Annotated in this window: 18 protein-coding genes; 9 read left to right on the top strand and 9 right to left on the bottom strand. The window is 72.4% G+C overall.

Translation table 11 applies throughout. The features are described from left to right. Positions 1 to 252 precede the first annotated feature (252 nt). Entirely contained in the window at positions 253 to 1,656 is a 1,404-nt protein-coding gene (locus ABZ930_RS06100; protein WP_361542191.1) for an APC family permease, read from the top strand. A 182-nt stretch (positions 1,657 to 1,838) separates the two neighbouring features. Continuing rightward, a complete protein-coding gene (locus ABZ930_RS06095; RefSeq protein WP_361542188.1) occupies positions 1,839 to 2,144 on the top strand; it encodes a hypothetical protein in 306 nt (101 codons plus the stop codon). A gap of 30 nt (positions 2,145 to 2,174) precedes the next feature. On the opposite strand, the gene ABZ930_RS06090 is transcribed toward ABZ930_RS06095, so the two are convergent. The 7 genes from ABZ930_RS06090 to ABZ930_RS06060 form a co-directional block, all read right to left on the bottom strand. Further along, positions 2,175 to 3,497, bottom strand: a complete 1,323-nt coding sequence (locus ABZ930_RS06090) for a Gfo/Idh/MocA family oxidoreductase (RefSeq protein ID WP_361542185.1) — start codon at positions 3,495 to 3,497, stop codon at positions 2,175 to 2,177. Beyond that, complete coding sequence (locus ABZ930_RS06085; RefSeq protein WP_361542181.1) at positions 3,494 to 4,501, bottom strand: LacI family DNA-binding transcriptional regulator; 1,008 nt, start codon at positions 4,499 to 4,501, stop codon at positions 3,494 to 3,496. Before ABZ930_RS06085 ends, ABZ930_RS06090 begins: the two co-directional genes overlap by 4 nt. After that, positions 4,498 to 5,292 (bottom strand): hypothetical protein, encoded by a 795-nt coding sequence (locus ABZ930_RS06080; RefSeq protein ID WP_361542178.1) that lies wholly within the window; start codon positions 5,290 to 5,292, stop codon positions 4,498 to 4,500. Before ABZ930_RS06080 ends, ABZ930_RS06085 begins: the two co-directional genes overlap by 4 nt. Before the next feature lie 5 nt (positions 5,293 to 5,297). After that, positions 5,298 to 6,146 (bottom strand): carbohydrate ABC transporter permease, encoded by an 849-nt coding sequence (locus ABZ930_RS06075; protein WP_361542175.1) that lies wholly within the window; start codon positions 6,144 to 6,146, stop codon positions 5,298 to 5,300. A 1-nt stretch (position 6,147) separates the two neighbouring features. Continuing rightward, a complete protein-coding gene (locus ABZ930_RS06070) occupies positions 6,148 to 7,119 on the bottom strand; it encodes a sugar ABC transporter permease (RefSeq protein ID WP_361542172.1) in 972 nt (323 codons plus the stop codon). A 63-nt stretch (positions 7,120 to 7,182) separates the two neighbouring features. Beyond that, a complete protein-coding gene (locus tag ABZ930_RS06065) occupies positions 7,183 to 8,499 on the bottom strand; it encodes an ABC transporter substrate-binding protein (protein WP_361542169.1) in 1,317 nt (438 codons plus the stop codon). A gap of 210 nt (positions 8,500 to 8,709) precedes the next feature. After that, a complete protein-coding gene (locus ABZ930_RS06060) occupies positions 8,710 to 9,144 on the bottom strand; it encodes a GNAT family N-acetyltransferase (RefSeq protein WP_361542166.1) in 435 nt (144 codons plus the stop codon). Between the two features lie 212 nt (positions 9,145 to 9,356). Here ABZ930_RS06060 and ABZ930_RS06055 point away from each other — a divergent pair, with 212 nt between their 5' ends. From ABZ930_RS06055 to ABZ930_RS06040, 4 genes are all read left to right on the top strand, one after another. Beyond that, positions 9,357 to 12,074, top strand: a complete 2,718-nt coding sequence (locus ABZ930_RS06055; protein ID WP_361542163.1) for an alpha/beta fold hydrolase — start codon at positions 9,357 to 9,359, stop codon at positions 12,072 to 12,074. A gap of 394 nt (positions 12,075 to 12,468) precedes the next feature. After that, positions 12,469 to 13,332 carry an ABC transporter permease gene (locus tag ABZ930_RS06050; RefSeq protein WP_361542160.1) on the top strand — a complete coding sequence of 288 codons (864 nt, stop codon included), beginning with the start codon at positions 12,469 to 12,471 and terminating at the stop codon, positions 13,330 to 13,332. Between the two features lie 59 nt (positions 13,333 to 13,391). After that, complete coding sequence (locus ABZ930_RS06045; protein WP_361542157.1) at positions 13,392 to 14,531, top strand: MerR family transcriptional regulator; 1,140 nt, start codon at positions 13,392 to 13,394, stop codon at positions 14,529 to 14,531. A gap of 230 nt (positions 14,532 to 14,761) precedes the next feature. Then, complete coding sequence (locus ABZ930_RS06040) at positions 14,762 to 16,354, top strand: von Willebrand factor type A domain-containing protein (protein ID WP_361542154.1); 1,593 nt, start codon at positions 14,762 to 14,764, stop codon at positions 16,352 to 16,354. 191 nt (positions 16,355 to 16,545) lie between these two features. Here ABZ930_RS06040 and ABZ930_RS06035 read toward each other — a convergent pair whose 3' ends face one another. Then, positions 16,546 to 17,757, bottom strand: a complete 1,212-nt coding sequence (locus ABZ930_RS06035) for an acyl-CoA dehydrogenase family protein (RefSeq protein WP_361542151.1) — start codon at positions 17,755 to 17,757, stop codon at positions 16,546 to 16,548. Positions 17,758 to 17,776: 19 nt separating this feature from the next. Next, the gene (locus ABZ930_RS06030; RefSeq protein ID WP_361542148.1) at positions 17,777 to 18,244 is read right to left on the bottom strand and encodes an SCP2 sterol-binding domain-containing protein; all 468 of its coding nucleotides are present in this window, start codon (positions 18,242 to 18,244) and stop codon (positions 17,777 to 17,779) included. Positions 18,245 to 18,371: 127 nt separating this feature from the next. Here ABZ930_RS06030 and ABZ930_RS06025 point away from each other — a divergent pair, with 127 nt between their 5' ends. The 3 genes from ABZ930_RS06025 to ABZ930_RS06015 all read left to right on the top strand — a co-directional run bounded on the left by ABZ930_RS06025 (position 18,372) and on the right by ABZ930_RS06015 (position 22,817). Next, a complete protein-coding gene (locus ABZ930_RS06025) occupies positions 18,372 to 18,992 on the top strand; it encodes a TetR/AcrR family transcriptional regulator (RefSeq protein ID WP_361542146.1) in 621 nt (206 codons plus the stop codon). A 161-nt stretch (positions 18,993 to 19,153) separates the two neighbouring features. Beyond that, positions 19,154 to 21,076 carry an AMP-dependent synthetase/ligase gene (locus ABZ930_RS06020; protein ID WP_361542143.1) on the top strand — a complete coding sequence of 641 codons (1,923 nt, stop codon included), beginning with the start codon at positions 19,154 to 19,156 and terminating at the stop codon, positions 21,074 to 21,076. Continuing rightward, positions 21,069 to 22,817 (top strand): GMC family oxidoreductase, encoded by a 1,749-nt coding sequence (locus tag ABZ930_RS06015; protein ID WP_361542140.1) that lies wholly within the window; start codon positions 21,069 to 21,071, stop codon positions 22,815 to 22,817. The genes ABZ930_RS06020 and ABZ930_RS06015 overlap by 8 nt, the downstream gene beginning before the upstream one ends. The last annotated feature ends 3 nt before the right edge of the window (positions 22,818 to 22,820 follow it).

Raw genomic sequence — 22,820 nt, 5'->3', positions numbered from 1 at the left:
GCAAGGTCATCAGTCCGTTTCGGTACATGGAAGGCGGCGGACTTTGCGAACAGCTAAGGAAGTGCGGGCGGTTCGCGTGCGGGGCGCGTACGGAATCCGTAGGGAAACGGCCGTTGACGTTCCGGTTATCGACGATGTTCGATAACGCGCCGGGAGCGACGCACCAACCCATCCCCACCGCCTGTTCAGCCTTCGGAGGCGATAGCGCTCCCGCCCGACCCCGCTGCCGTACGAGTCGATCGGAACCGCTCCATGACCGACACGCTTCGCCCGACCGCCGTCCCCGTGGACGCGCCGGAACCCGGTGCGTCCCCTCAGAAGCTCAAGCGTTCCATCGGCGTCGTCGGCGGCACCCTGCTCACGCTGTCGTGCGTGACGCCCGCCTCCACGCTCTTCGTCGTCGTCCCCGACCTCTTCGGCGACCTCGGCACGGCGACGGCCCTCACCATCGCCATCGGCTCGCTGCTCTGCATCGGCGTGGCGTTCTGCTACTCGGAGCTGGGCACCCTGATCCCCAGCGCCGGCGGCGAGTACGCGATGGTCACGACGCTCGCGGGGCGGCTCGCCGGGTGGCTGGTCTTCGTGCTCTCCCTGCTGGTCGTGATGATCGTGCCCCCGGTGATCGCCATGGGCACCGCCGACTACCTGGCCCCGCTGGTCCACCTCGATCCGTCCGTGGCGGGCGCCGGCGTGATGGGCCTGGCCACTCTCGCCGGACTGCTCGACCTGCGCGCCAACGCCTGGATCACCGGCGTCTTCCTGGTCCTTGAGGTCATCGCCGCCGCCGTCGTCGCGGTCCTCGGCTTCGCGCACTCCGAGCGCGGGGCGGGCTCGCTGTTCTCGATGCAGGTGGCGGGCGACGGCGGCCACACCGACACCGTCACGGCGATGCTCGTCGTCTCCGGGCTCGCGATCGCCCTCTTCGTCACCCAGGGCTTCTCGACGGCCGTCTACCTCTCCGAGGAACTGGAGAACCCCCGCACCTCCGTGGCCCGCACCGTCCTGGCCACCCTCGCCATCTCCACGGTGATCATCCTCGTACCGGTCGCGGCCATCACGATGGGCGCCCCCGACCTGGCGGCGCTCACCTCCGGCAACATCAGCGGCATGGTCGAGGCCTGGTCGAACTCGGCCGTCGGCACCTTCGTCTCGCTCTGCGTCGCCCTCGCCATCATCAACGCGGGCATCGTCATGGTCATCCAGAACTCCCGCGTGCTCTTCGCCTCCGCCCGCGACAAGGCGTGGCCGGAGCCGGTCAACCGGGGCCTGGCCAAGCTGGGCCGCTTCGGCTCGCCCTGGGTCGCCACGCTGGTGGTCGGCGTGCCCGGTGCCGCCCTGTGCTTCGTGAACCTGGACACCCTGTACGGCGTCACCGGCGTCTCCGTCACCGGCATGTACCTGCTCGTCGCGATCGCCGCGCTGCTGGCCCGGCGCGGCGGCCATCGCCACCAGTCCGCCTGGCGCATGCCGCTGTGGCCCGCGGTGCCGGTGGTGCTGATCGCGGTGATGGCGTACATCCTCGTCGAGCAGGAGGTCTCGTACCTGCTGTGGACGGGCGGGATCACGGCCGTCGCGACGCTCTACTGGGCCTTCTACCTGCGGCCGCGCCGCGAGACACGCTGGCTGGTGTCGCTGCCGGAGGACGCGCAGGCGTAGCGCGCCGGGCGCGGGGGCGGTTTCCGGTCACATCGGTGGCGCGGGACCGGCGGGGCCTGGTGGGTGCCGACCGGCGTCGATAGCGTGCCGGGAGTTGCCGCTGTTATCGCTGTTGTCGCTGTGACGGACGGGAACAACGGGGTCCGCCTGTCCGCCGCGCAGTCGTGACACAGAGGACGACCATGGCTTCCCGCACCGCGCAGGTCCGCCGGTCCTGGCCGATGGCGGTGGTCGCCGGTCCCTTCCTCGTCCTTGTCCTCGCCGGGACCGCCGCACCCGCCGAGGCCGTGCACGGCGTCGTCCCGGTCGTCACGTCCGGGCAGCCGTCCCCGGCCCATCGGGCCCCGCCGCCCGACGCACCGCCGGAGCCGGCCTCCGGCGGCGGCCTGAACCCCGTTCCCTGGATCGTGGGCGGCGTCGGCGCCGTGGTGCTCGTCGGCGGCGCGATCACCGGGCTGTCCCTGCGCGACGGGCGGCGGCGCGGCTGAACCCCGCCGCACCGCCGCACGGTCAGGCCCTCACCACAGCGCCGCCGTCTCGACCGGCGCGCCCGAGGCGAGGGAGGCGTTTCCGGCCACCCCGACGGCCAGCGCCAGCGCGCCGTCCCGCGCGGTGGCCCCCTTCCCGGCAGCCGGTGCGGCCCCGTCGTCGGAGCCGTCGCCCAGCGGCCCGAACAGCTCCTTCAGCATGCGCAGGTCGCCGCCGCCGTGGGAGCCGGCCGACTTCTCGTAACCGATCTCGCGCGGCGCCTCCCACAGCGGGCGCAGCAGGATCGAGGTGCGGCCCGGGTTCGCCATCACCACGCCGCCGTGGGAGCCCTCGGCGCCGGCCGTCGTGCGCGGCGGCTGCCAGGTGTTCTCCTCGACCTCCAGCTCCAGCCGGCCGCCCGTGCCGTTGAACATGACCCGGTAGCCCTCCCAGGGGGAGTACGCCGTCAGGTGGTACGTCATCGTGGCGCCGCTGTCGTAGCGGACCAGGACCGACAGGTCGTCCTCGATGTCGATGGCGTCGCCGAAGACATTGCGGTCGCGGACGTAGGCGGAGTCGCCGGCCTCCTCCGCCGCCGTGTAGAGGGAGGCGAGGTTCGGGTCGGCGGCCAGGTCGATCGCGAAGGGGTCGCCCGCCGCCTCGGCCGAGCCGTGCGCGCGGACGTAGTCGCGGCGCAGACCGGTGCGTGTCCCGTTGTCGCGGCCGTAGAAGACGAGCCCGCCCTCGGCGTGGACGCGCTCCGGGGCCGCGCCGAGCCACCAGTTGACCAGGTCGAAGTGGTGGCCGGACTTGTGGACGAGGAGGCCGCCGCTGTGCCGCTTCTCGCGGTGCCAGCGGCGGAAGTAGTCGGCGCCGTGGCGCACGTCGAGGAGCCACTCGAAGTGCACCGAGCGGATCTCGCCGATCGCGCCGTCGTGCAGGAGCTGCCAGACCTTCTCGTGGGCCGGGTTGTAGCGGTAGTTGAACGTCACGGACAGCTCGCCGCCGGTGCGGTCGAGGGCGTCGAGGATCGTCGCGCACTTCGCCGCGTCCGTGGTCATCGGCTTCTCCGTCACCACCCGGCAGCCCGCCTCCAAAGCCGTCGTGATGTACGTGTGGTGCGTCGCGTCGACCGTGGTGACCAGCACCTCGTCGATGCGGTGGGTACGCAGGGCCGCGGCGAATCCGTCCGGGGCGCAGGTCGCCGCGGGTGGTGCGCCGAAGGAGGCGAGGAGGCCGTTGTGGTGGGCCGTCCGGGTCGGGCTGGGGTCCGACAGGAGGGCCACGTCGTAGTGGGCGCGGGCGGCGAGCGCCTTCGTGTACATCTGGGCGCGGTGGCCGGTGCCGATGATCGCGGCGCGTCGGGTGGTCATGGTCGGACGTCCTTTCGGGGGGCCGGGCCGGTGGAGCGGCGGACGATCAACTCGCTGTCCAGGAGCGTGCGATCGGGGGTCGGGTCGGGGCTCTCCAGGCGGCGCAGCATCAGGTCGACGGCCTGTTCGCCGAGGGCGTCCAGGGGGATGCGGACCGTCGTCAGCGCCGGACTGGAGGCCGTGGCGAGCAGGGTGTCGTCGGTGCCGATCACACTGACGTCGTCGGGGACCCGGACGCCCCGCTCGGCGAGGCGGGCGAGGACGCCGAGCGCCATCAGGTCGTTGTGGGCGATCACCGCTGTCGCGCCGGCCGCCAGGGCCAGGTCGGCGACCCGGGTGCCGGTGCGGAACTTCGGCTCGTGCGGCCCGAACTCGGTCACCTCCAGGTGGAGTTGTGCGGCCGCGTCGCGGACGGCGTGGCCGCGCTGCTCGCTCGACCAGGAGTTGCGGGCGCCCAGGACCAGCGCCAGGTGGCGGTGGCCGAGTGCGTGCAGATGGGCCACCGCCTGGCGCAGGCCGTCGGCGCCGGGGGCGGTGACGGAGGGGAGTCCGGCGGCGTCCCGGTTCACCAGGACGCTGGGCACCCGGGCGACGATCTCGGCGAGCCGGTCGCCGGTCATCCGCGGGGACACCAGCAGCAGCCCGTCCACCTGCTGCGCCAGGGTGTGCGCCAACTCCGTCTCGTCGTCCGGGTGTTCATCGGTGTCGGCGAGGAAGACGGCGTAGTCCTTGCGGCGGGCGCGGGCCTGCACCGCCTTGGCGATGACCGCGAAGAAGGGGTTCGCGATGTCCGGGACGATCAGGCCCAGGGTGTGGGTGCGGCCCCGGGCGAGGGAGCGGGCGATCCGGCTGGGGCGGTAGCCGAGCCGCTCGGCGACGGCCAGCACGCGGGCCCGGGTCTCCGGCCGGACCTGATGCGGCGAGGCGAAGCACCGGCTCACGGTGGAGGGGGACACTCCGGCCTGCGCGGCGACCTCTTCGGCCCCGACGGCTCCGCCGGTCATGGGGCCACCTCGGCGCCGTCGCGGGTCGAGGTCGGGGTCGGGTCGCCGAGCGGGGCGCCGTCGTGGCTGGTCGCGCAGTTCCCCGCGCCCCTGGGGGGCTGATGTTCGGCCACGTCGGCGGGTGCCGCGCAGTTCCCCGCGCCCCTGTCGGGGCGATCCACGGCCCCGTCGAATCCAGCCCCTCCGGCGTTTGAGGAGCGGGGGCCGGGGCGGAGCCCCTGGGGGTGAGCAAGGCGCCGGTCCACCGCTACCGCGGCCAGCGCCAACACCCCCGCCACCAGCGGAGCCAACAGCACCAACTGCCAGACACAGAACCCCGAGACGAGAACGGCCCCCGCCAGCATCCACGTACCGGACGGATCACGGGGAAGGCGGCGCACCCAGCGCCCCGTCCCCGACCAGACGGCCGCCACCCGCAGCTGAAACACCACCACCGCGCCCGCCACCCCCGCGACCACCACGGCAGCCACCCCGAACCCCGGCACCCCGGCGGCGTACGCGAGCCGCAGATCGGCGGCGAGGAAGACGAGCGCGAGCAGCCCGAGCGCCCCGGTGACCGCGCCGCCCGGCAGCGCCGCCCGCCAGGAGGCGCCGAACCGCCGGGCCGTCCCCGGCGACGGCCCGTCCGGCACGCAGCGCCGGATCTCGGCGCAGCCCGCCGCCATCGCCGCGGGCCACGTGACCACGAGCAGGGAGCCGACCGTGACCAGCAGGCCGATCCACAGCACCTCGGCGAAGAGCGTGAACCGTTCGCCGTACGGGGTGTCGCGCCGCCGGACCGTACCCGCCACGGGCCTCACCCCTTCATCCCGGACGTCGCCGCGCCCTCGATCAGCAGCCGCTGGAACGCCAGGAAGAAGAGGATCACCGGCAGCAGCGACAGGACGGACATGCCCAGCATCGCGCCGTAGTCCTGGCTGCTGGTCGAGTCGACGAACAGCCGCAGGGCCAGCGGCAGCGGGTACTTCTCCGGCGACTGGAGATAGATGAGCGGCGCGAAGAAGTCGTTCCAGGACCAGATGAACGTGAAGATCGCCGTGGTGATCAGGGCCGGCCGCAGCAGCGGCAGCACGATGTGCGCGAAGATCCGGAAGTGGCCGCAGCCGTCGATCAGCGCCGCCTCGTCCAGGCTGCGCGGCAGGTTCCGCACGAACTGGACCATGAGGAAGACGAAGAAGGCGTCCGTCGCCAGGAACTTGCCGAGCAGCAGCGGCACGTACGTGTCGACCAGACCCGCCTGCTGGAACATCGTGTACTGCGGGATCAGCAGCAGATGCGTGGGCAGCAGGATCGTGCCGATCATCACCGCGAACATCGGGCCGCGACCACGGAAGCGCAGCCGGGCGAACGCGTACGCGGCGATCGAGCACGACAGGACGTTCCCGAGCACCGAACCGAGCGACAGCACCAGCGAGTTGGAGAAGAACCGCCAGGCGGGCACCTCGGCGATCCCGTCCAGCGCGCTGCCGAAACCGCTCCAGGTGATCGTCGACGGCAGGATGTCGAAGCTGGAGATGATCTCGTTCGCGGGTTTCACCGAGGACGTGAACACCCACGCCACCGGATAGAGCAGGACGAGCAGCAGGGCGATCGAGCCCGTGTGCCAGGCCAGGGAGCGGGACCGGAAGGTCGGCAGGGTCGTCACGTCAGTTCTCCTCGCCCGCGTAGTGGACCCAGCGCCCCGACGTCTTGAACAGCACCGCCGTCACCACGCCGACGACCAGCAGCAGCACCCAGGTCAGCGCGGCCGCGTAGCCCATCCGGAAGTCGTTGAAGCCGAGTTCGTAGAGGTACATCGAGTAGACGTGGGTGGAGCCCGCCGGGCCGCCGGTGCCGTTGGAGAGGACGAACGCCGAGTTGAACATCTGGAAGGCGTGCACCATCTCCAGCACCAGATTGAAGAAGATCACCGGGGAGAGCATCGGGACGGTGACCGACACGAAGCGGCGCCACGGCCCCGCGCCGTCCAGCTCCGCCGCCTCGTACAGATCGCGCGGGATCTGCTGGAGCGCGGCCAGGAAGATGACCATCGGCGCGCCGAACTGCCAGACCGACAGGGCCACCAGGGACATCAGCGACCAGTCGGGGTTGGAGATCCAGCCGCCCGTGTGGACGCCGAAGAAGCCCAGGAAGCCGTCGACGACGCTGCCCGTGGAGAACAGCAGCCGCCACACGATGGCCGCGCCGACGCTCGCGCCGATCAGGGACGGCATGTAGAAGGCGGCCCGGTAGAAATTGCGGCCCTTGCGGCGGGTGTGCAGGAGCAGCGCCACACCGAGCGCCGCGATCAGCTTCAGCGGCGTCGCCACGACCACGTACAGGAGGGTGACCCCGACGGTGTCGCGGACCTCCGGGTCGTCGAACAGCAGCCGCCGGTAGTTGTCGAAGCCGATCCAGTGCGGCGCGTCGAACAGGTTGTAGTCCGTGAACGACATGTAGAGCGAGAACAGCATCGGCGCGATGGTCAGGGCCGCGGCGCCGATCATCCACGGAGTCAGGAAGACGTACGCGGAGCGGTCGCCGCCGCGCCTGCGGCGCCGTGGCGCGCGACCGCCCGAGGGGGCGTCGGCGCGGCGCGCGCGGGGGACCGTCGCGTCCGTCGTCGTCGTACCGGCCATGGGGAACTCCGTACGGGGGAGGGGAGTCGGGGGGATGCGGAGTCGGGGGATGCGGAGTCGCGGTCAGGCGAGGACGACCTGCGCCTGGTCGAAGAAGAGGTCGGCCGCCTGGTCCGCCGAGATCCGGCCGTAGAACAGCTTCTCGGCGACGCGGCGCAGGTATTCGTTGAGGGAGGCGCCGCCGTCGGCCGGTGGGGGCGGGGTCGCGGCGAGCGTGGACGCGATCTGCTTCTCGTACGTCTGGACCTGGAGCACCGCGGGGTCGGTGACCTCGGCGGCGCCCTCCTGGCTCGTGGTGGGCGGCATCCCGATGTTGGTGCCGAGGATCTTCGCGACCTGCCGGTCGTTGATCATGAAGTTGATGAACTGCGCGGCTTCACTGAGGTACGGGCTCTTCGCGGCGGCGCTGATCAGCATGCCGGGCTTGGCGTAGAGGCCGGAGCGGCCGGTGCCGCCGGGGACCGCGCCCAGCGACAGCTTCGAGCCGCGCAGGGCGCTGCGGCCGCCGACCTGGTTGTCCCACTCCAGGTAGGACGCGGCGCGCTTGGTGGTGATGGGGTAGCCGGGCAGCGACTCCAGGACGACGTCGGGTCCGGCCAGCGCGCCGTCCGCGCGATAGGCGTCGACCGTACGGAAGTACCGCGCCAACTCGCCTCGTCCGAAGCCGAGTTCTCCCTTCTCGGTCCACATCTGCCGGCCGTGCTGGCGCATCCACAGCTCTACGCCCATGTAGTTCTGGCCGGGGTTGTCCATGCCGAACTGCTTGCGGCCGCTGTGCCGGGTCACCTTCAGGGACTGCTCCATGAACGTGTCCCAGGACATCCGCGCGGTGGGCGCCCGCGCCCCGGCGGCCGCCCAGACCTCGGCGTCGTACATCAGGCTCACGCTGTTGTGGGACAGCGGCAGCGCGACCCGGCGCTCCTCCACCATGCCCGCCGTGCGCAGGGACGGCACCAGGGTGGAGGCGTCGATCTCCTTGCCGGGGCCGGTGCGGTCGTTCAGGTCGGCGAGGACGCCGTGTTCGCCGAGCGTGCGGATCCACGCGTAGTCGATGTGCATCACGTCGGGCGGATTGCCGCCCGCCGCGGCCGTGCTCAGCTTCGGCCAGAACGAGTCGAACGCGGCGAAGCTGGACTTGACCTTGATCTTGGGATGGGCGCGCTCGAAGGCGGCCGTGCACTTGTTGATCAGCTCGGCCCGGCCGCTGTCGCCCCAGAAGAAGTAGCGCAGGGTGACCGTGGAGCCGGAGCCGGCGGAGGGGGACGCTCCGGTGCAGCCGGTGAGGCCGGTGCCGAGTGCGGTGCCGAGGCCGGCGGTGAGCAGCGTGGTGAGGGCGGTGCGGCGGGACGGTGGTCGGCGGGAGGGGGCGTCATTGCCCATCAGGACCTCCACTGTGGGGGGATCGGGCACTGTTGGGGGGCGGGGCGCTGTGGGGGGTTGGGGTGGGACTTTTGCATGCGCTCGCAGCCGCGTCAACGGTTCGTGCAAGCGCTTGCTACGACGGATCCCCGCGCCCGCGCCATCGCCCGATTCCCTTCACAGAACGCCCCCTTGACGGGAGTCTGCGAGCGCTTGCAGAGTTGTTCGGCGCTACTCCCGTGCGCCGTCGGCCGGGACCGCGAAGGTCCAGGCGATCACCCGGCACGCCTCCTCCTGCGTGCCGCCCGCGCTCCGGTACGCGGCGAGCGCCGCGTCGTTGTCGAGGTCCACGCCGACCCACATGCCGTAGCAGCCGAGGCCGGCCGCCAGGTCGGCGAGCGTGCGGACCAGGGCCCGCGCGATGCCCCTGCGCCGGTACGGCTCGGCGACGGCGAGCTCGTAGAGGAACATCTCGCGGCCCTTGTCGGGATGGAGCGTCTCGACCCCGCTGACGAAACCGGCCGGCTCCCCGTCCACCTGGGCGAGGAAAAGATGGTGGCCCGGTGCGGAGAGGAAGTCCGCGGCCCACTCCTCGCGCGGCGGAGCGTCGAACAGGGCGGCCGCCGCGTGCAGTTGGGCGGTCGAGGTGGCTCGGGTGATGCGCATGCGTGAGTCGTAGCACGCCGCGGTGCGCGGGGCGGGGCACGCGGCGGGTCCGCCGGGCCCTGTTTCGGGTCCCGAGGGGCCGGGCAGGCGGGGCGGAGCCCGTTCGTACCGCGTCCGCGGTAGGCGAGCGGCGCGCCGTACTACCCCGGGATGGCATCAGGCTCCGACCGGGGGCTGCGGTAACTGTCAGTGGCGACCCCTACCGTTGAGGCATGGATCTACGAGTGCGCGCATGGCGTGAGCGAGTACGCGGAAAGCCGCGGCGGTGGATCGCCGCCGCGGCCGCCCTTGTGGTGCTCGCGGGCGCCGGGACCTGGACGGCCGCCGCGTCGTCGGGGTCGGGGTCGGCGCCCGCGGTGCACCGGCAGGACCGGATGATGGCCATGGGCGGCGGCGTCCGGATCGACACGTCGTACTTCACCACGGGACCCGCGGGCGAGCGGCGGCCCGCCGTGCTGCTCACGCACGGCTTCGGTGGCAGCAAGGCCGATGTGCGCGGCGAGGCGGAGAAGCTGGCCCGGCACGGATACGCGGTGCTGACGTGGTCGGCGCGCGGCTTCGGCAGGTCCACGGGCAAGATCGGGCTGAACGACCCGAAGGGCGAGGTCGCCGACGTGTCCCGGCTGGTCGACTGGCTGGCGAAGCGCCCCGAGGTGCGGCTCGACAAGACCGGCGACCCGCGCGTCGGCATGACCGGCGCCAGTTACGGCGGCGCGGTGTCCCTGCTCGCGGCCGCCCACGACCGGCGGATCGACGCCATCGCACCGCAGATCACGTACTGGAACCTCGCGGACGCCCTGTTCCCGGACGGGGTGTTCAAGAAGCTGTGGGCCGGCATCTTCTTCACCTCCGGCTCGGCGAACATCGGCTCGCGCACCAGCGAGGCCGGCCTGAAGTGCGGGCGGTTCCAGGACGAGCTGTGCGCCATGTACCAGCGGGTGGCCGTCTCCGGCGAGCCGGACGCCGCGGCCCGCAAGCTCCTGGAGGAGCGCAGCCCCTCGGCCTTCGGCGACCGCATCAAGGTCCCCACGCTGATCGCACAGGGGCAGACCGACTCGCTGTTCCCGCTCGGGCAGGCCGACGCCATGGCCCGCCAGATCAAGGCCAATCACGCCCCGGTCGACGTGGACTGGCTGGACGGCGGGCACGACGGCGGCGACATGGAGCTCGACCGGATGTCCGGGCGCGTGACGTCCTGGTTCGACCGTTATCTGAAGGACGAGCCGGGCGTCGACACCGGCCCGGCGTTCCGCGTCACCCGCTCCGGAGGCGTCGACTCCACCGACGGCGCGGCCACGCTGCGCGGCGCGAGCGGCGACCGCTATCCGGGGCTGCGCGGCGAGCGGCGGGTGGACGTGCCGCTCAAGTCCGGCACGGAGACGTTCCAGAACCCGCCGGGCGGCGGCCCGCCGTCCATCTCCTCGGTGCCCGGCCTCGGCTCACTCGCCTCCCTGTCGTCGCTCGGGGTGGGCGTCTCGCTCGACTTCCCCGGACAGTTCGCGCGCTTCGACTCGGCGCCGCTGTCCAAGGGGGTGCGCATCACCGGATCACCGACGGTCACGGCGCACGTCAAGTCCTCCACCGGCACGGCCGTCCTGTTCGCGAAGGTCTACGACGCCGGGCCCGGCGGCGCCCGCGAGGTGCTCCCGTCCCAGCTGGTCGCACCGGTGAAGGTGACGGGCGCCGGCGGCAGCGGCAAGGACGTGCGGATCACCCTCCCGGCCATCGACCACCAGGTCCAGAAGGGGCACAAGCTGCGGCTCGTGCTGTCCGCGACCGACCTGGGCTACGCCTCGCCGGACCGGCCCGCCACGTACCAGGTGTCCGTGAAGGGCGGGCTGAGCCTGCCGACCGCGCCGGACGTGCGGACCGCCGGCACCCCGCTGCCCGGCTGGGTGTGGTGGCTGCCGCTGGGCGCGGCCGTCGTCGCGGCGGGACTGCTGCTGACCGCGCGCCGCCGCACGACGGCACCGGCGCCCGACCCGGCGCTGGCCGACGTCCCGCTCCAGATCACGGACCTGAGCAAGCGGTACGCGAAGTCCACGGACCGGTACGCCGTCCGTGACCTCTCCTTCCGCGTCGAGAAGGGCCAGGTCCTCGGCCTCCTCGGGCCGAACGGCGCGGGCAAGACGACCACACTGCGCATGCTCATGGGCCTGATCGGTCCGGACGCGGGCGAGATCCGCGTCTTCGGGCACGCGATCCGGCCGGGTGCCCCGGTGCTGTCCCGGGTGGGCGCCTTCGTCGAGGGCGCCGGCTTCCTGCCGCACCTGTCCGGCCGGGAGAACCTGGAGCTGTACTGGCGCGCCACCGGCCGCCCGCCCGAGGACGCCCACCTCGAAGAGGCACTGGAGATCGCCGGGCTCGGTGACGCCCTCGCCCGCGCGGTGCGCACGTACTCGCAGGGCATGCGGCAGCGGCTCGCCATCGCGCAGGCCATGCTCGGCCTGCCCGACCTGCTGATCCTGGACGAGCCGACCAACGGCCTCGACCCGCCGCAGATCCGCGAGATGCGCGAGGTGATGATCCGGTACGCGCGCGGTGGCCGCACCGTCATCGTCTCCAGCCATCTCCTCGCCGAGGTCGAGCAGTCCTGCACCCACCTGGTCGTCATGGACCGGGGCCGGCTGGTGCAGGCCGGGCCCGTCGACCGGATCATCGGCTCCGGGGACACGCTCCTGGTCGGCCTGGCCGGGGAGATCGCCGATCCGGTGGTCGACAAGGTGGCCGCGCTGCCCGGAGTCGAGTCGGCGGCCCGCGCCGACGACGGCCTCCTGGTCCGGCTGTCCCCGTCCCCGGACGAGCCCGACGGGGTGCCTGCGGCGCGGTTGCTGGCCGATCTGGTGCGGCTCGAAGTGCCGGTGAAGTCGGTGGGGCCGCACCGGCGACTGGAGGACGCGTTCCTCACGTTGATCGGGGGTGCGTCGTGAGGTGTTCGGGGTGTGTGGTGTCGGGTGCGGGTTGCGTCGTGGTTGGTCGCGCAGTTCCCCGCGCCCCTGAGATGCGCGCTTCGCGCGCCATCTCATCGAGAGAGGCGCGCCCTGTGCGGTACTCCGGCGGAGAGCCGCGCCCCAGGAGAGGCTGCGCGCAGCGCATGCCTCAGGGGCGCGGGGAACGGCGCGAGGAGCGGCCACCGGCCCGCGGACTACAGACGACCCAGGGGCGCGGGGAACGGCGCGACCAGCCACGACGAAAGCCGCACCCGACAACAGGGGAAGCCGCGCGCAGCGCAAGGCTTCAGGGGCGCGGGGAACTGCGCGAGAAGCCCCGCCGGGCCGCAGCCGTCGACGCACGGACCACACCCCGACGCCCCGGAGGCCACCGATGACCATCACCCCCGCGGCAGCGGAGCGCGCGGACGGCTACCGCCCCCGCCACACCCTCCCCCTCCGCGTCGAGCTGGCCCGCCAGATCAAGCGCCGCCGCACCCTCGCCATGGCGGCCGTACTCGCGCTGCTGCCGTTCGTGCTGGCCATCGCGTTCGCCATCGGTGGCGACCCGGGCGGCAGAAGCGGCCGGGTGACGCTCATGGACACGGCCACCGCGTCGGGCGCCAACTTCGCGGCGACCTGCCTGTTCGTGTCCGCCGGGTTCCTGCTCGTCATCCCCGTGGCCCTGTTCTGCGGCGACACCATCGCCTCCGAGGCCAGCTGGTCGAGCCTGCGCTATCTGCTGGCCGCGCCGGTGCCCCGGGCCCGCCTGCTGTGGTCCAAGCTGACGGTCGCGCTGGGCCTCAGCCTCGCCGCGATCGTGCTGCTCCCCGTCGTCGCGCTCGGCGTCGGCACGGCCGCGTACGGCTGGGGGCCGCTGGAGATCCCGACCGGCGGCGCGCTGTCCACGGGCGCGGCGACCCAGCGGCTGCTCGTCGTCATCGCGTACGTCTTCCTGTCCCAACTGGTCACGGCGGGGCTCGCGTTCTGGCTGTCGACCAAGACGGACAACCCGCTGGGCGCGGTCGGCGGCGCGGTGTTCCTGACCATCGTCGGCAATGTCCTCGACGCGGTGACGGCGCTCGGCCACTGGCGCGACTTCCTGCCGGCGCACTGGCAGTTCGCCTGGGCTGACGTGATCCAGCCGCAGCCGGAATGGGGCGGCATGATCCAGGGGACGGCGGTGTCGATGGCGTACGCGCTGGTGCTGTTCGCGCTCGCCTTCCGCGGATTCGCGCGCAAGGACGTGGTGTCGTAGGGCGTGCGCTTGACCCTCGACCTGGTGCAGGGCCCAGGGTCCTGGGTGTGGAGAACGACATGCGCAGCATCGGTGAGCTGGCCCGGGACAGCGGTCTCGGCGTGAGCGCCCTGCGGTTCTACGACCGGGCCGGGGTGCTGGTCCCGGCCTGGGTGGACCCGGTGAGCGGCTACCGCTGGTACGCGGCCGAACAGCTCGACGAGGCCCGGCTGCTGGCCAGGCTGCGCCGGGCCGCGATGCCGCTGGCCGACATCCGGCTGGTGCTGGCCGGCTGGTCCGGCGCGGACACCGAGCTGGTCCGGACGCTGCTGGAGGCGCATCTGCGCCGGCTCGAACGCGGGCTGTCCGACGCGCGCACCGAGTTCTCCGCGCTCCGAGCCCTACTCGACCACCGGGAGAACGCCGTGCCCTCGCCCACGAGTGCCACCACCGCACCGACCGCCCGACTCACCCTCCCCGCAGCCGAGTTGGCCTCCGCGCTGGACGCGGTCCGGTTCGCGGTGAGCACCGACCCCGAACTGCCGATGCTCGGCGGGATCCTGTTCGACATCGAGGGCGACGGCCTGCACGTCGTCGCCACCGACCGGTACCGCATGGCGGTCGCACGGGCCGGTGCCACCGGGTCATCCGGGTCCGCCGGGGCATCAGAGGCATCCGGGGCATCCGGGCCTGCCGGTGACCGGGTGCGGGTCGTCGTGCCGACGCCGCTCGCGGACGCCATGCGGGCGTTGCTGACCGGTGCGGGGCCCGTGCGGCTCGCCGTCGACGCCGACCGCGTGACGCTGGAGGCCGACGGCGGACAGACGGCAGGCCACTGCCCCGACCAGGGCTTTCCCGACTACCGCCGACTCCTTCCCGCCGTCGCGGAGCGGCACGCCGTCGTCGAGGTGGCGGCCTTCCGGGCGGCGCTGGAGAGCGGTCCCGTCCGTGCGTCGGAGGCCGGGGACGTCAGCGTGCTCGGGCCGGCGGACGGCGGATCGACGGTGACCCTGTGCGGGGAGGACGACGGCCCGGGGGGTGAGGACACGGGCCGCGTCGCGGTCAACCGCGCGTTCCTGCTGGACGCGCTGACGGCCGGTGCCCGGGAGCGACTGGTCCTGGAGTTCGGCGCTCCCACGGCACCGATCGCGATCCGCCGCCCCGGGGCCGAGGCCGAGGACGCCTTCTCGATGCTGATGCCGGTCCGCATCGACGACTGAGGCCCGGCCTGGACCGTCCGCCCCGGATCGCGGGCCGACGACGGTCGGGCAACCAACGGATCACGAGGTCCCCGAAGGTCTCCGGAAGATCACCCACCGGTCACGACAGCCCTCCCCTGTGACCGCTTCGAGGCCAAGGCGCAATCGCCCGGAACGAACACCGGGGCGGCCCCGCGCGTCACAGTCACAAGGTCGCCGGTACCACCGGCGCGGACGAGCGGGAGGGCCGTATGAGGACCGGACCGGACGGAACACGCGGGGCGCGCCGCCGCACGGGGGCGCTGCTCGCCGCGGCGCTCGCCGGCGGACTGCTGGTGACGGGCTGCAGCGCGACGGGGACCGGTGGCTCCTCGGCCGACCGCAAGGCCGGGGGAGCCCACGGCCCCGCCGCGTCCGCCGCCCCGGACGAGAGCGGCAGGAACGGCGGCGAGGACGACGAGGGCGACGAGGGCGACAAGGACGGCGGCAAGGAGGGCCCGTCCGACTACCGCTCCACCTTCGCCCTCGACGTGGACACCGCCTCCTACGGTTACGCCCGCCGCACGCTGGCCGACGGGCGGCTGCCCGACGCGGGTTCGGTGCGCCCGGAGGAGTTCGTCAACAGCTTCCGGCAGGGCTACCCGCGCCCCACGGGCAACGGCTTCTCCGTGACCGTGGACGGCGCCCGCACCGGTTCCGGAGGCTGGCATCTGATGCGGGTCGGACTGGCCACGGCGCAGGCCCCGGCGGACGGCGAACGGGCCCCGGTGACGCTGACGTTCGTCGTCGACGTCTCCGGTTCGATGGGCCAGCCCGGCCGTCTCGACCTGGTCCGCGGCGCCCTGTCCCAGCTCACCGACCGGCTCCGCGCCGACGACTCGATCGCCCTGGTCACCTTCAGCGGCGAGGCACGGACGGTGCTCCCGATGACCCGCCTGGGCATCAGGGGCGGCCCGGTCCGCGAGGACGTCCAGGACGCCGTCGACACCCTCGAGGCCACCGACTCCACCAACCTGGAGGCGGGCGTCACCACCGGCTACGCCACCGCCGTGAAGGGCGCGAGGCCCGGGGCGACGAACCGTGTCGTCCTCCTCTCCGACGCCCTCGCCAACACCGGCGAGACCGACGCCGACGCGATCCTGGACCGGATCTCCGACGCCCGCCGCGAGCACGGCATCACCCTCTTCGGCGTGGGCGTCGGCAGCGACTACGGCGACCAGCTGATGGAACGCCTCGCGGACAAGGGCGACGGCCACACCTCGTACGTCTCCTCCGAGGCCGAGGCCCGCAAGGTCTTCACCGAACAGCTGCCCGCCAACATCGAGTTGCGGGCACGCGACGCCAAGGCGCAGGTCGCCTTCGACGAGGACACCGTCGCCGACTTCCGCCTCCTCGGCTACGAGGACCGCCGCGTCGCCGACGAGGACTTCCGGGACGACGGTGTCGACGGCGGCGAGATCGGCCCCGGGCACACGGTGACGGCGCTGTACGCGGTGAAGCTGCGCGCGGGCGCGGAGTCCGGCCGGGTCGCGAAGGCCACGGTGCGCTGGCTCGACCCGGAGAGCCGGAAACCCCGGGAGGCCTCCGGCGACGTCGCGGTCTCCGCGCTGGGCGGGGACCTGTGGTCGAAGGAGACCCCGTCCCGGCTGCGGGTGGACGCCGTCGCCGCGTACTTCGCGCACCGGTTGAGCGAGGGCGGGAACGAGCCGTACCCGGGGGAGCCCGGACTGCCCGAACTCTCTCGGCGGGCCGAGGGGTTGACCTCCGTGACGGAGGACCCGGACGTCACGGAGCTCGCCGACGCCGTGCGCTCCGCGAGCCGACTCCGCCCCTACGACGACTGACGGCACCGTCCTTCGCCCGCGGCTCTCGTCGTGGCTGGCCGCGCAGTTCCCCGCGCCCCTGAAGCGAGCTCCGCTCGCCCAGGGGCCGCTGCTGAGATGCCGCACGAAGTGCGCATCTCAGGGGCGCGGGGAACTGCGCGACCAGCCCCCACCGGGCCCGCACCCGACGACCCGGCACCCCAAAGAGGCGGTCAGCGAATCTGCCGCCCGGAGATGGCCCGAGCGATCACGAGCCGCTGAATCTCACTGGTCCCCTCGAAGATCGTGTAGATCTTCGCGTCCCGGTACATCCGCTCCACCGGATGCTCCCTGCTGTACCCGGCCCCACCGAGCACCTGAATCGCCTTCTCGCTGGCGGCGACGGCCAGTTCACCCGCGCGCAGCTTCGACATCGACCCCTGCCCGGCGTCGAAGACCTTGTCGTTGCGGGCCATCCAGGACGCCTGCCAGATAAGCAGCCGGCACGCCTCGATCTCCGTACGGAGGTCGGCGAGGGCGAACGCGATCGCCTGGTTCTCGATGATGGGCCGGCCGAACGCCTCCCGGTCGCCCGCGTACTCAAGCGCGTACTCGTAGGCGGCGCGCGCGATGCCCAGCGCCTGCGCGCCGACGGTCGGCCTGCTGACCTCGAACGTCGACATGGCGGCCTGCCCCTTGGCCCGGCCGCCCTCGCGGGCCCGCGCAAGGCGGGCGTCCAGCTTCTCCTTACCGCCGAGCAGGCAGTGCCCCGGTACCCGTACGTCGTCGAGGAAGACGTCCGCCGTGTGGGAGGCGCGCAGCCCCAGCTTGCGTATCTTCTTGGCGCCTTCGAGGCCGCGCGTGCCCGGCGGCACGATGAACGCCGCCTGTCCGCGCGAGCCGAGTTCCGGGTCGACGGAGGCGACGACCACGTGGACATTGGCGATGCCGCCGTTGGTGATCCAGGCCTTCTGGCCGCTGAGCACCCACTCGTCGCGCGCCTCGTCGTACCGGGCCCGCGTCCGCATCGCGGCCACGTCCGAACCCGCCTGCGGCTCGGACACGCAGAAGGCCGCCACCTTCGGGTCGTCCTCGTCGCCGAAGCACTGCGGCACCCACTCGGCCAGTTGGTCGGGCGTGCCGGACGAGAAGATCCCGGCGACCGCGAGCGACGTGCCGAACAGGGCCATGCCGATGCCCGCGTCGCCCCAGAACAGCTCCTCGTTGGCGATCTGGAGCGAGATGCCGCTCGGGTCGCCGAACAGCTCGGCGAGCGACTCGAACCCGTACAGGCCGATCTTCGCGGCCTCCTGGATCACCGGCCAGGGGGTCTCCTCGCGCTCGTCCCACTCGGCGGCGGCCGGGCGGACCACGTCCGCCGCGAAGCCGTGCACCCAGTCGCGCAGGTCCCGCTGCTCTTCGTCCAGTTCGAGAGAGAAAGCCATGACCGAACCCCGCCCCGCCCTACGCCTTGGGAATGTCGAAGTAGCGGGTCAGGCCCGCCGCGAGCGCGACATCGCCCGCGATCTTCACCTTGCGCATCATGAACATCGTGACCGGCGAGGAGTTCCCGGACACCAGCTTCAGGAAGTCCGCGTCGCCCATCACGAGCGTGACGCGCGGCTCGGCGTTCGAACGGCCCTCGGTGACCGTGCACGCGCCGTCCGCGATCTTCGTCTCGTAGACCGCCTCGTCGGTGTCGCCCTGCCCGGTCACCTTCCATCGGATCAGCGCGTCGAGCGAGCCCGCGACGTCCGGCTTGAACTGCCGCTCCATGCGCGCGAACACCTCCTTCAGGACCCGGGCGCGCAGCGTGGCGTCCTGCGCGATCTCGTTGATCTCCTTCGCGGACAGGCCCTTCACGATCCGGGCGAACTCCTCGGGCGTGACGCTCGCGAAGTCGAGGGAGGCGATGTCGTCGGCACCACTCATGGACCCAGTCTCCTTACTGCTGAGTAAACTTACTAATTGGTAAGGTTACGGTGAGGTAGGTAGGCTGACAAGAGTGACGGGGACATCGGGAGCCACTCAAGGGCGTGCGGGCGGGCGCAGGAAGCGCGTGCCCCGGCACGTGCGCGAGCAGCAGATCATCGACGTGGCCGTCGCGATCTTCGCCAAGCGCGGCTATCACGCCGCCTCGGTCGACGAGATCGCCGAACTCGCCGGGATCTCCAAGCCGATGGTCTATCTCTACCTGGACTCCAAGGAGGGCCTGTTCCTGGCGTGCCTGCGCCGGGAGGCCGAACGCCTGGTCGCCGCCTTCCAGGAGGCGGCCCGGGGCGCGGGCGCCGCGCCCGAACTGCGGCTGCACGCGGGGCTCTCGGCGTTCTTCGCGTTCGTCGCCGCGCACCGCGACAGCTGGGTCGTGCTGCACCGGCAGGCCTCCGAACTGTCCGAGGGCATCGCCGCGGCGGTCGCCGAGGCCAGGCGCGCGGTCATGGCCGAGGTGGCCGGTCTGGTCAGGGACGGGATCACGGAGAGCGGGCGCGGCGCGCGACTCGGCGGCCAGGACGCCGACTTCGTCGCCCACGCCCTGGTCGGCGCCGCCGACTCGCTCACCGACTGGATGGAGCACCACCCCGGCCAGTCGCCGGAGGCCGTCACGCTGCGGCTGATGAACATGGTGTGGGTGGGCATGCGGGACGTCCTCGACGGCGAGGCGTGGCTCCCGGAGGGCTGACCCGGCCGTCTGCCGCACGGTCCGGATTCGCGCGCGACCCATTGAATTTTCCTTACGCATGAGTAAGTTGACCCACGAGTAAGTTCGCCCCCGGAGCCGAGGGGGCCGAGCCAGCACCTGAGTTCAGCAGTGCCGCAGCAGCCGCGCGACCGGGAGCCGTCATGGGCGTACGCAAGGATCTGAAGCGGGCCAGGAAGCGCAGCGACCTGGCCGATCGCGTACAGATCGAACTCGTCAGGGACGAGCGGGGAGTGGTGCGCGAGGCGCGCACCGCGCCGCTCGCCGCACCACCCAAGGACGGCGGCACACCGGCCGACATCCCGTTCCTGAACGCCGCCGAGGCGCCGGACACGGTGGTCCTGCGGCGCAAGGAGGCCGGCGAGTGGAAGCCCGTCACCGCCGCCGCGTTCGCCCGTGAGGTCACCGCCGCCGCCAAGGGACTGATCGCCGCCGGGCTCGAACCGGGCGGCCGCGTCGCGCTGATGTCGCGCACCCGCTACGAGTGGGAGGTGCTCGACTTCGCGATCTGGGCGGCGGGCGGCCAGACCGTGCCCGTCTACGCCACGTCCTCGCCGGAGCAGATCGAGTGGATCGTGCGGGACTCGGGCGCCTGCCTGCTGATCGTGGAGACGGCCGAGAACGCGGCCGCCGCCGAGGCCGCCCTGCCCGGGGCCGACCGCCCCCGCATCTGGCAGATCGACGCCGGTGACGTCCTCGAACTCGCCCAGCTGGGCCGGGACCTGCCCGACGACGAGGTCACCAAGCGGCGCGCCGCGCTCACCCCCGACACCATCGCGACCGTCTGCTACACCTCGGGCACCACGGGCCGCCCCAAGGGCTGCGTCCTGACCCACGGCAATCTGTACGCGGAGGCCGCCAACACCGTCGAGCTGCTGCACCCCATCTTCAAGGCCATCACCGGCCAGGCCGCCTCGACGCTGCTCTTCCTGCCGCTCGCGCACATCCTGGGCCGCACCATCCAGGTCGCGTGCCTGCTGGCCCGGATCGAGCTGGGGCACTGCGCGAGCATCAAGCCGGACGAGCTGCGGCCCGAACTCCGCTCGTTCCGGCCGACGTTCGTGGTCGGGGTGCCGTACCTCTTCGAGAAGATCCACGACACCGGCCGGGCCACCGCCGAGAAGATCGGCCGCGGCTCCTCCTTCGACCGGGCCGACCGGATCGCCGTGAACTTCGGCGAGCGGCACCTGGCGAGGTTCCTGGGGACGGGGGCCGGCCCGGGCCCCGGCCTGCGGCTCGCCGCCGGACTGTACGACCTCCTCGTCTACCGCCGCGTCCGCAAGGAACTCGGCGGCCGGCTCCGCTACGCGATCAGCGGCGGCTCGCCCCTCGACCGCAACCTCAACCTCTTCTTCTACGCCTCCGGCATCGTCATCTACGAGGGCTACGGCCTCACCGAGACGACCGCCGCCGCCACCATCACCCCGCCGCTGCGGCCCCACCCCGGCACCGTCGGCACGCCCGTACCGGGCACCACCGTCCGGATCGCCGACGACGGCGAGGTCCTGATCAGGGGCGGCATCGTCTTCGGCGCGTACTGGAACAACGACACGGCGACCGCCCAAGTCCTGGATCCTGAGGGCTGGTTCGCCACCGGCGACCTCGGCGCGCTCGACGACGAGGGCTACCTCACGATCACCGGCCGCAAGAAGGACATCCTCGTCACCAGCGGCGGCAAGAACGTCTCCCCGGCCGTCCTCGAGGACCGGCTGCGCAGCCGCTCACCCGTCGGCCAGTGCATCGTCGTCGGCGACAACCGCTCCTACGTCGCCGCCGTCATCACCCTCGAACCCGAGTCCGTCGCGCACTGGCTGGCGGTCCGCAAACTGCCCGCCGACACCCCGCTGAGCGAGGTCATCGGCGACCCGCGCATCGTCGCCGACGTCCAGCGCGCCGTCGACTACGCCAACGAAGCGGTCTCCCGCGCCGAGTCCATCCGCAAGTTCACGCTGGTGGAGGGCGAGTTCACCGAGGACAACGGCCTCCTCACCCCCTCCCTGAAGATCAAACGGCCCGCGGTCATGGCGGCGTACGAGCGGGAGATAGAGGAGCTCTACGGTGCCTGAGGCGTCCTCTGTTCCTGATGCCGATCCTGAGGCCGATTCTGAGGCCGACTTCGACGTCATCGTCGTCGGCTCCGGGTTCGGCGGCTCCGTCGCCGCCCTCCGGCTGACCGAGAAGGGCTACCGCGTCGCCGTCCTGGAGGCGGGCCGCCGCTACACCCGCGACACCCTCCCGCGGACGTCCCTGAAGCTCCGCGACTACCTGTGGGCGCCGCGTCTGGGCCTGTACGGGATCCAGCGCATCCACCTGATGAAGAACGTGATGGTGCTCGCCGGAGCGGGCGTCGGCGGCGGCTCCCTGAACTACGCGAACACCCTCTACGTCCCGCCGCCCGCCTTCTTCCAGGACCAGCAGTGGGCCGGCATCACCGACTGGCAGCGCGAACTCGCCCCCTACTACGACCAGGCCCGCCGCATGCTCGGCGTGCGCACCAACCCGACCACCACCGAGGCCGACGAACTGCTGCGCTCGGCGGCCCGGAAGATGGGCGCGGGCGACACCTTCCGGCTCACCCCCGTCGGCGTCTTCTTCGGCGACGGAAAGGACGCGGAAGGCACCACGACCGCCGAGCCGGGAGAGCCGGTCGAGGACCCCTACTTCGGCGGCGCAGGGCCCTCCCGCGCCGCCTGCACCGAATGCGGCTCGTGCATGACGGGCTGCCGCGTCGGCGCCAAGAACACCCTCACCGAGAACTACCTGCACCTCGCCGAACGCATCGGCGCCGAGGTCCGCCCCCTGACCACCGTCACCCGCGTACGCGAGCTGGACGACGGCACGTACGAGGTCACGACCGTGCCCACCGGCAGGCGCCGCCGGGGCCGCTCCACCGTGCTGCGCGCCCGGCGCGTCGTCCTCGCCGCCGGCACGTACGGCACCCAGACCCTGCTGCACCGCATGAAGGCCGACGGCGTCCTGCCCCGCCTCTCGGCCCGGCTCGGGGTGCTGACCCGCACCAACTCCGAGTCGCTCGTGGGGGCGCTGACCTGGCCGCGCAGGCTCGGCCGCAAGGACATCGACTTCACGCGCGGGGTCGCCATCACCTCCTCGGTGCACCCGAACCCCACCACCCACATCGAGAACGTCCGCTACGGCAAGGGCTCCAACCTCATGGCCCTGATCTGCGTACCCCAGTACAAGCAGAACCTGCCGAAGCCGCTGGCCGCCGCCCTGGCGTTCCTCTCCCACCCGGTGCTCGTGGCCCGCACGGTGGCGCTGCGGCGCTGGTCGGAGCGGACCATCATCGGCCTCGTCATGCAGACCCACGACAACTCGCTCACCACGGGCCTCACCCGGCGCGGACTGCTCACCGCCGAGCAGGGCCACGGCCGCCCCAACCCCGTGCACATCCCCGAGGGCTGGCAGGCCGCCGGGCTGATCGCCGAGTCCATCAACGGCTTCGCGGGCACCAACCTCGGCGAGCTGATGGGCAAGCCGCTCACCGCGCACTTCCTCGGCGGCTGCGCCATCGGGGAGTCGGCGCAGCACGGCGTCATCGACGCGTACCACCGGGTGTACGGGCATCCGGGCATCTCCGTGGTGGACGGCTCCGCGGTCTCCGCGAACCTGGGCGTCAATCCGTCCCTGACGATCACGGCGCAGGCGGAGCGGGCCATGTCGTACTGGCCGAACAAGGACGAGCCCGACCCGCGCCCCGCGCCGGGGGAGGCGTACCGGACGGTGACAGCGGTGCTCCCCGCGGCACCGGCGGTTCCGGCCGGCGCCTACGGGGAGCTGCGGTTCTGAACT

Origin of the sequence: Streptomyces sp. NPDC046716 (assembly GCF_040645755.1) — a bacterium.
GTDB lineage: Bacteria > Actinomycetota > Actinomycetes > Streptomycetales > Streptomycetaceae > Streptomyces.
This window is presented reverse-complemented; position numbering and strand designations above follow the sequence as displayed.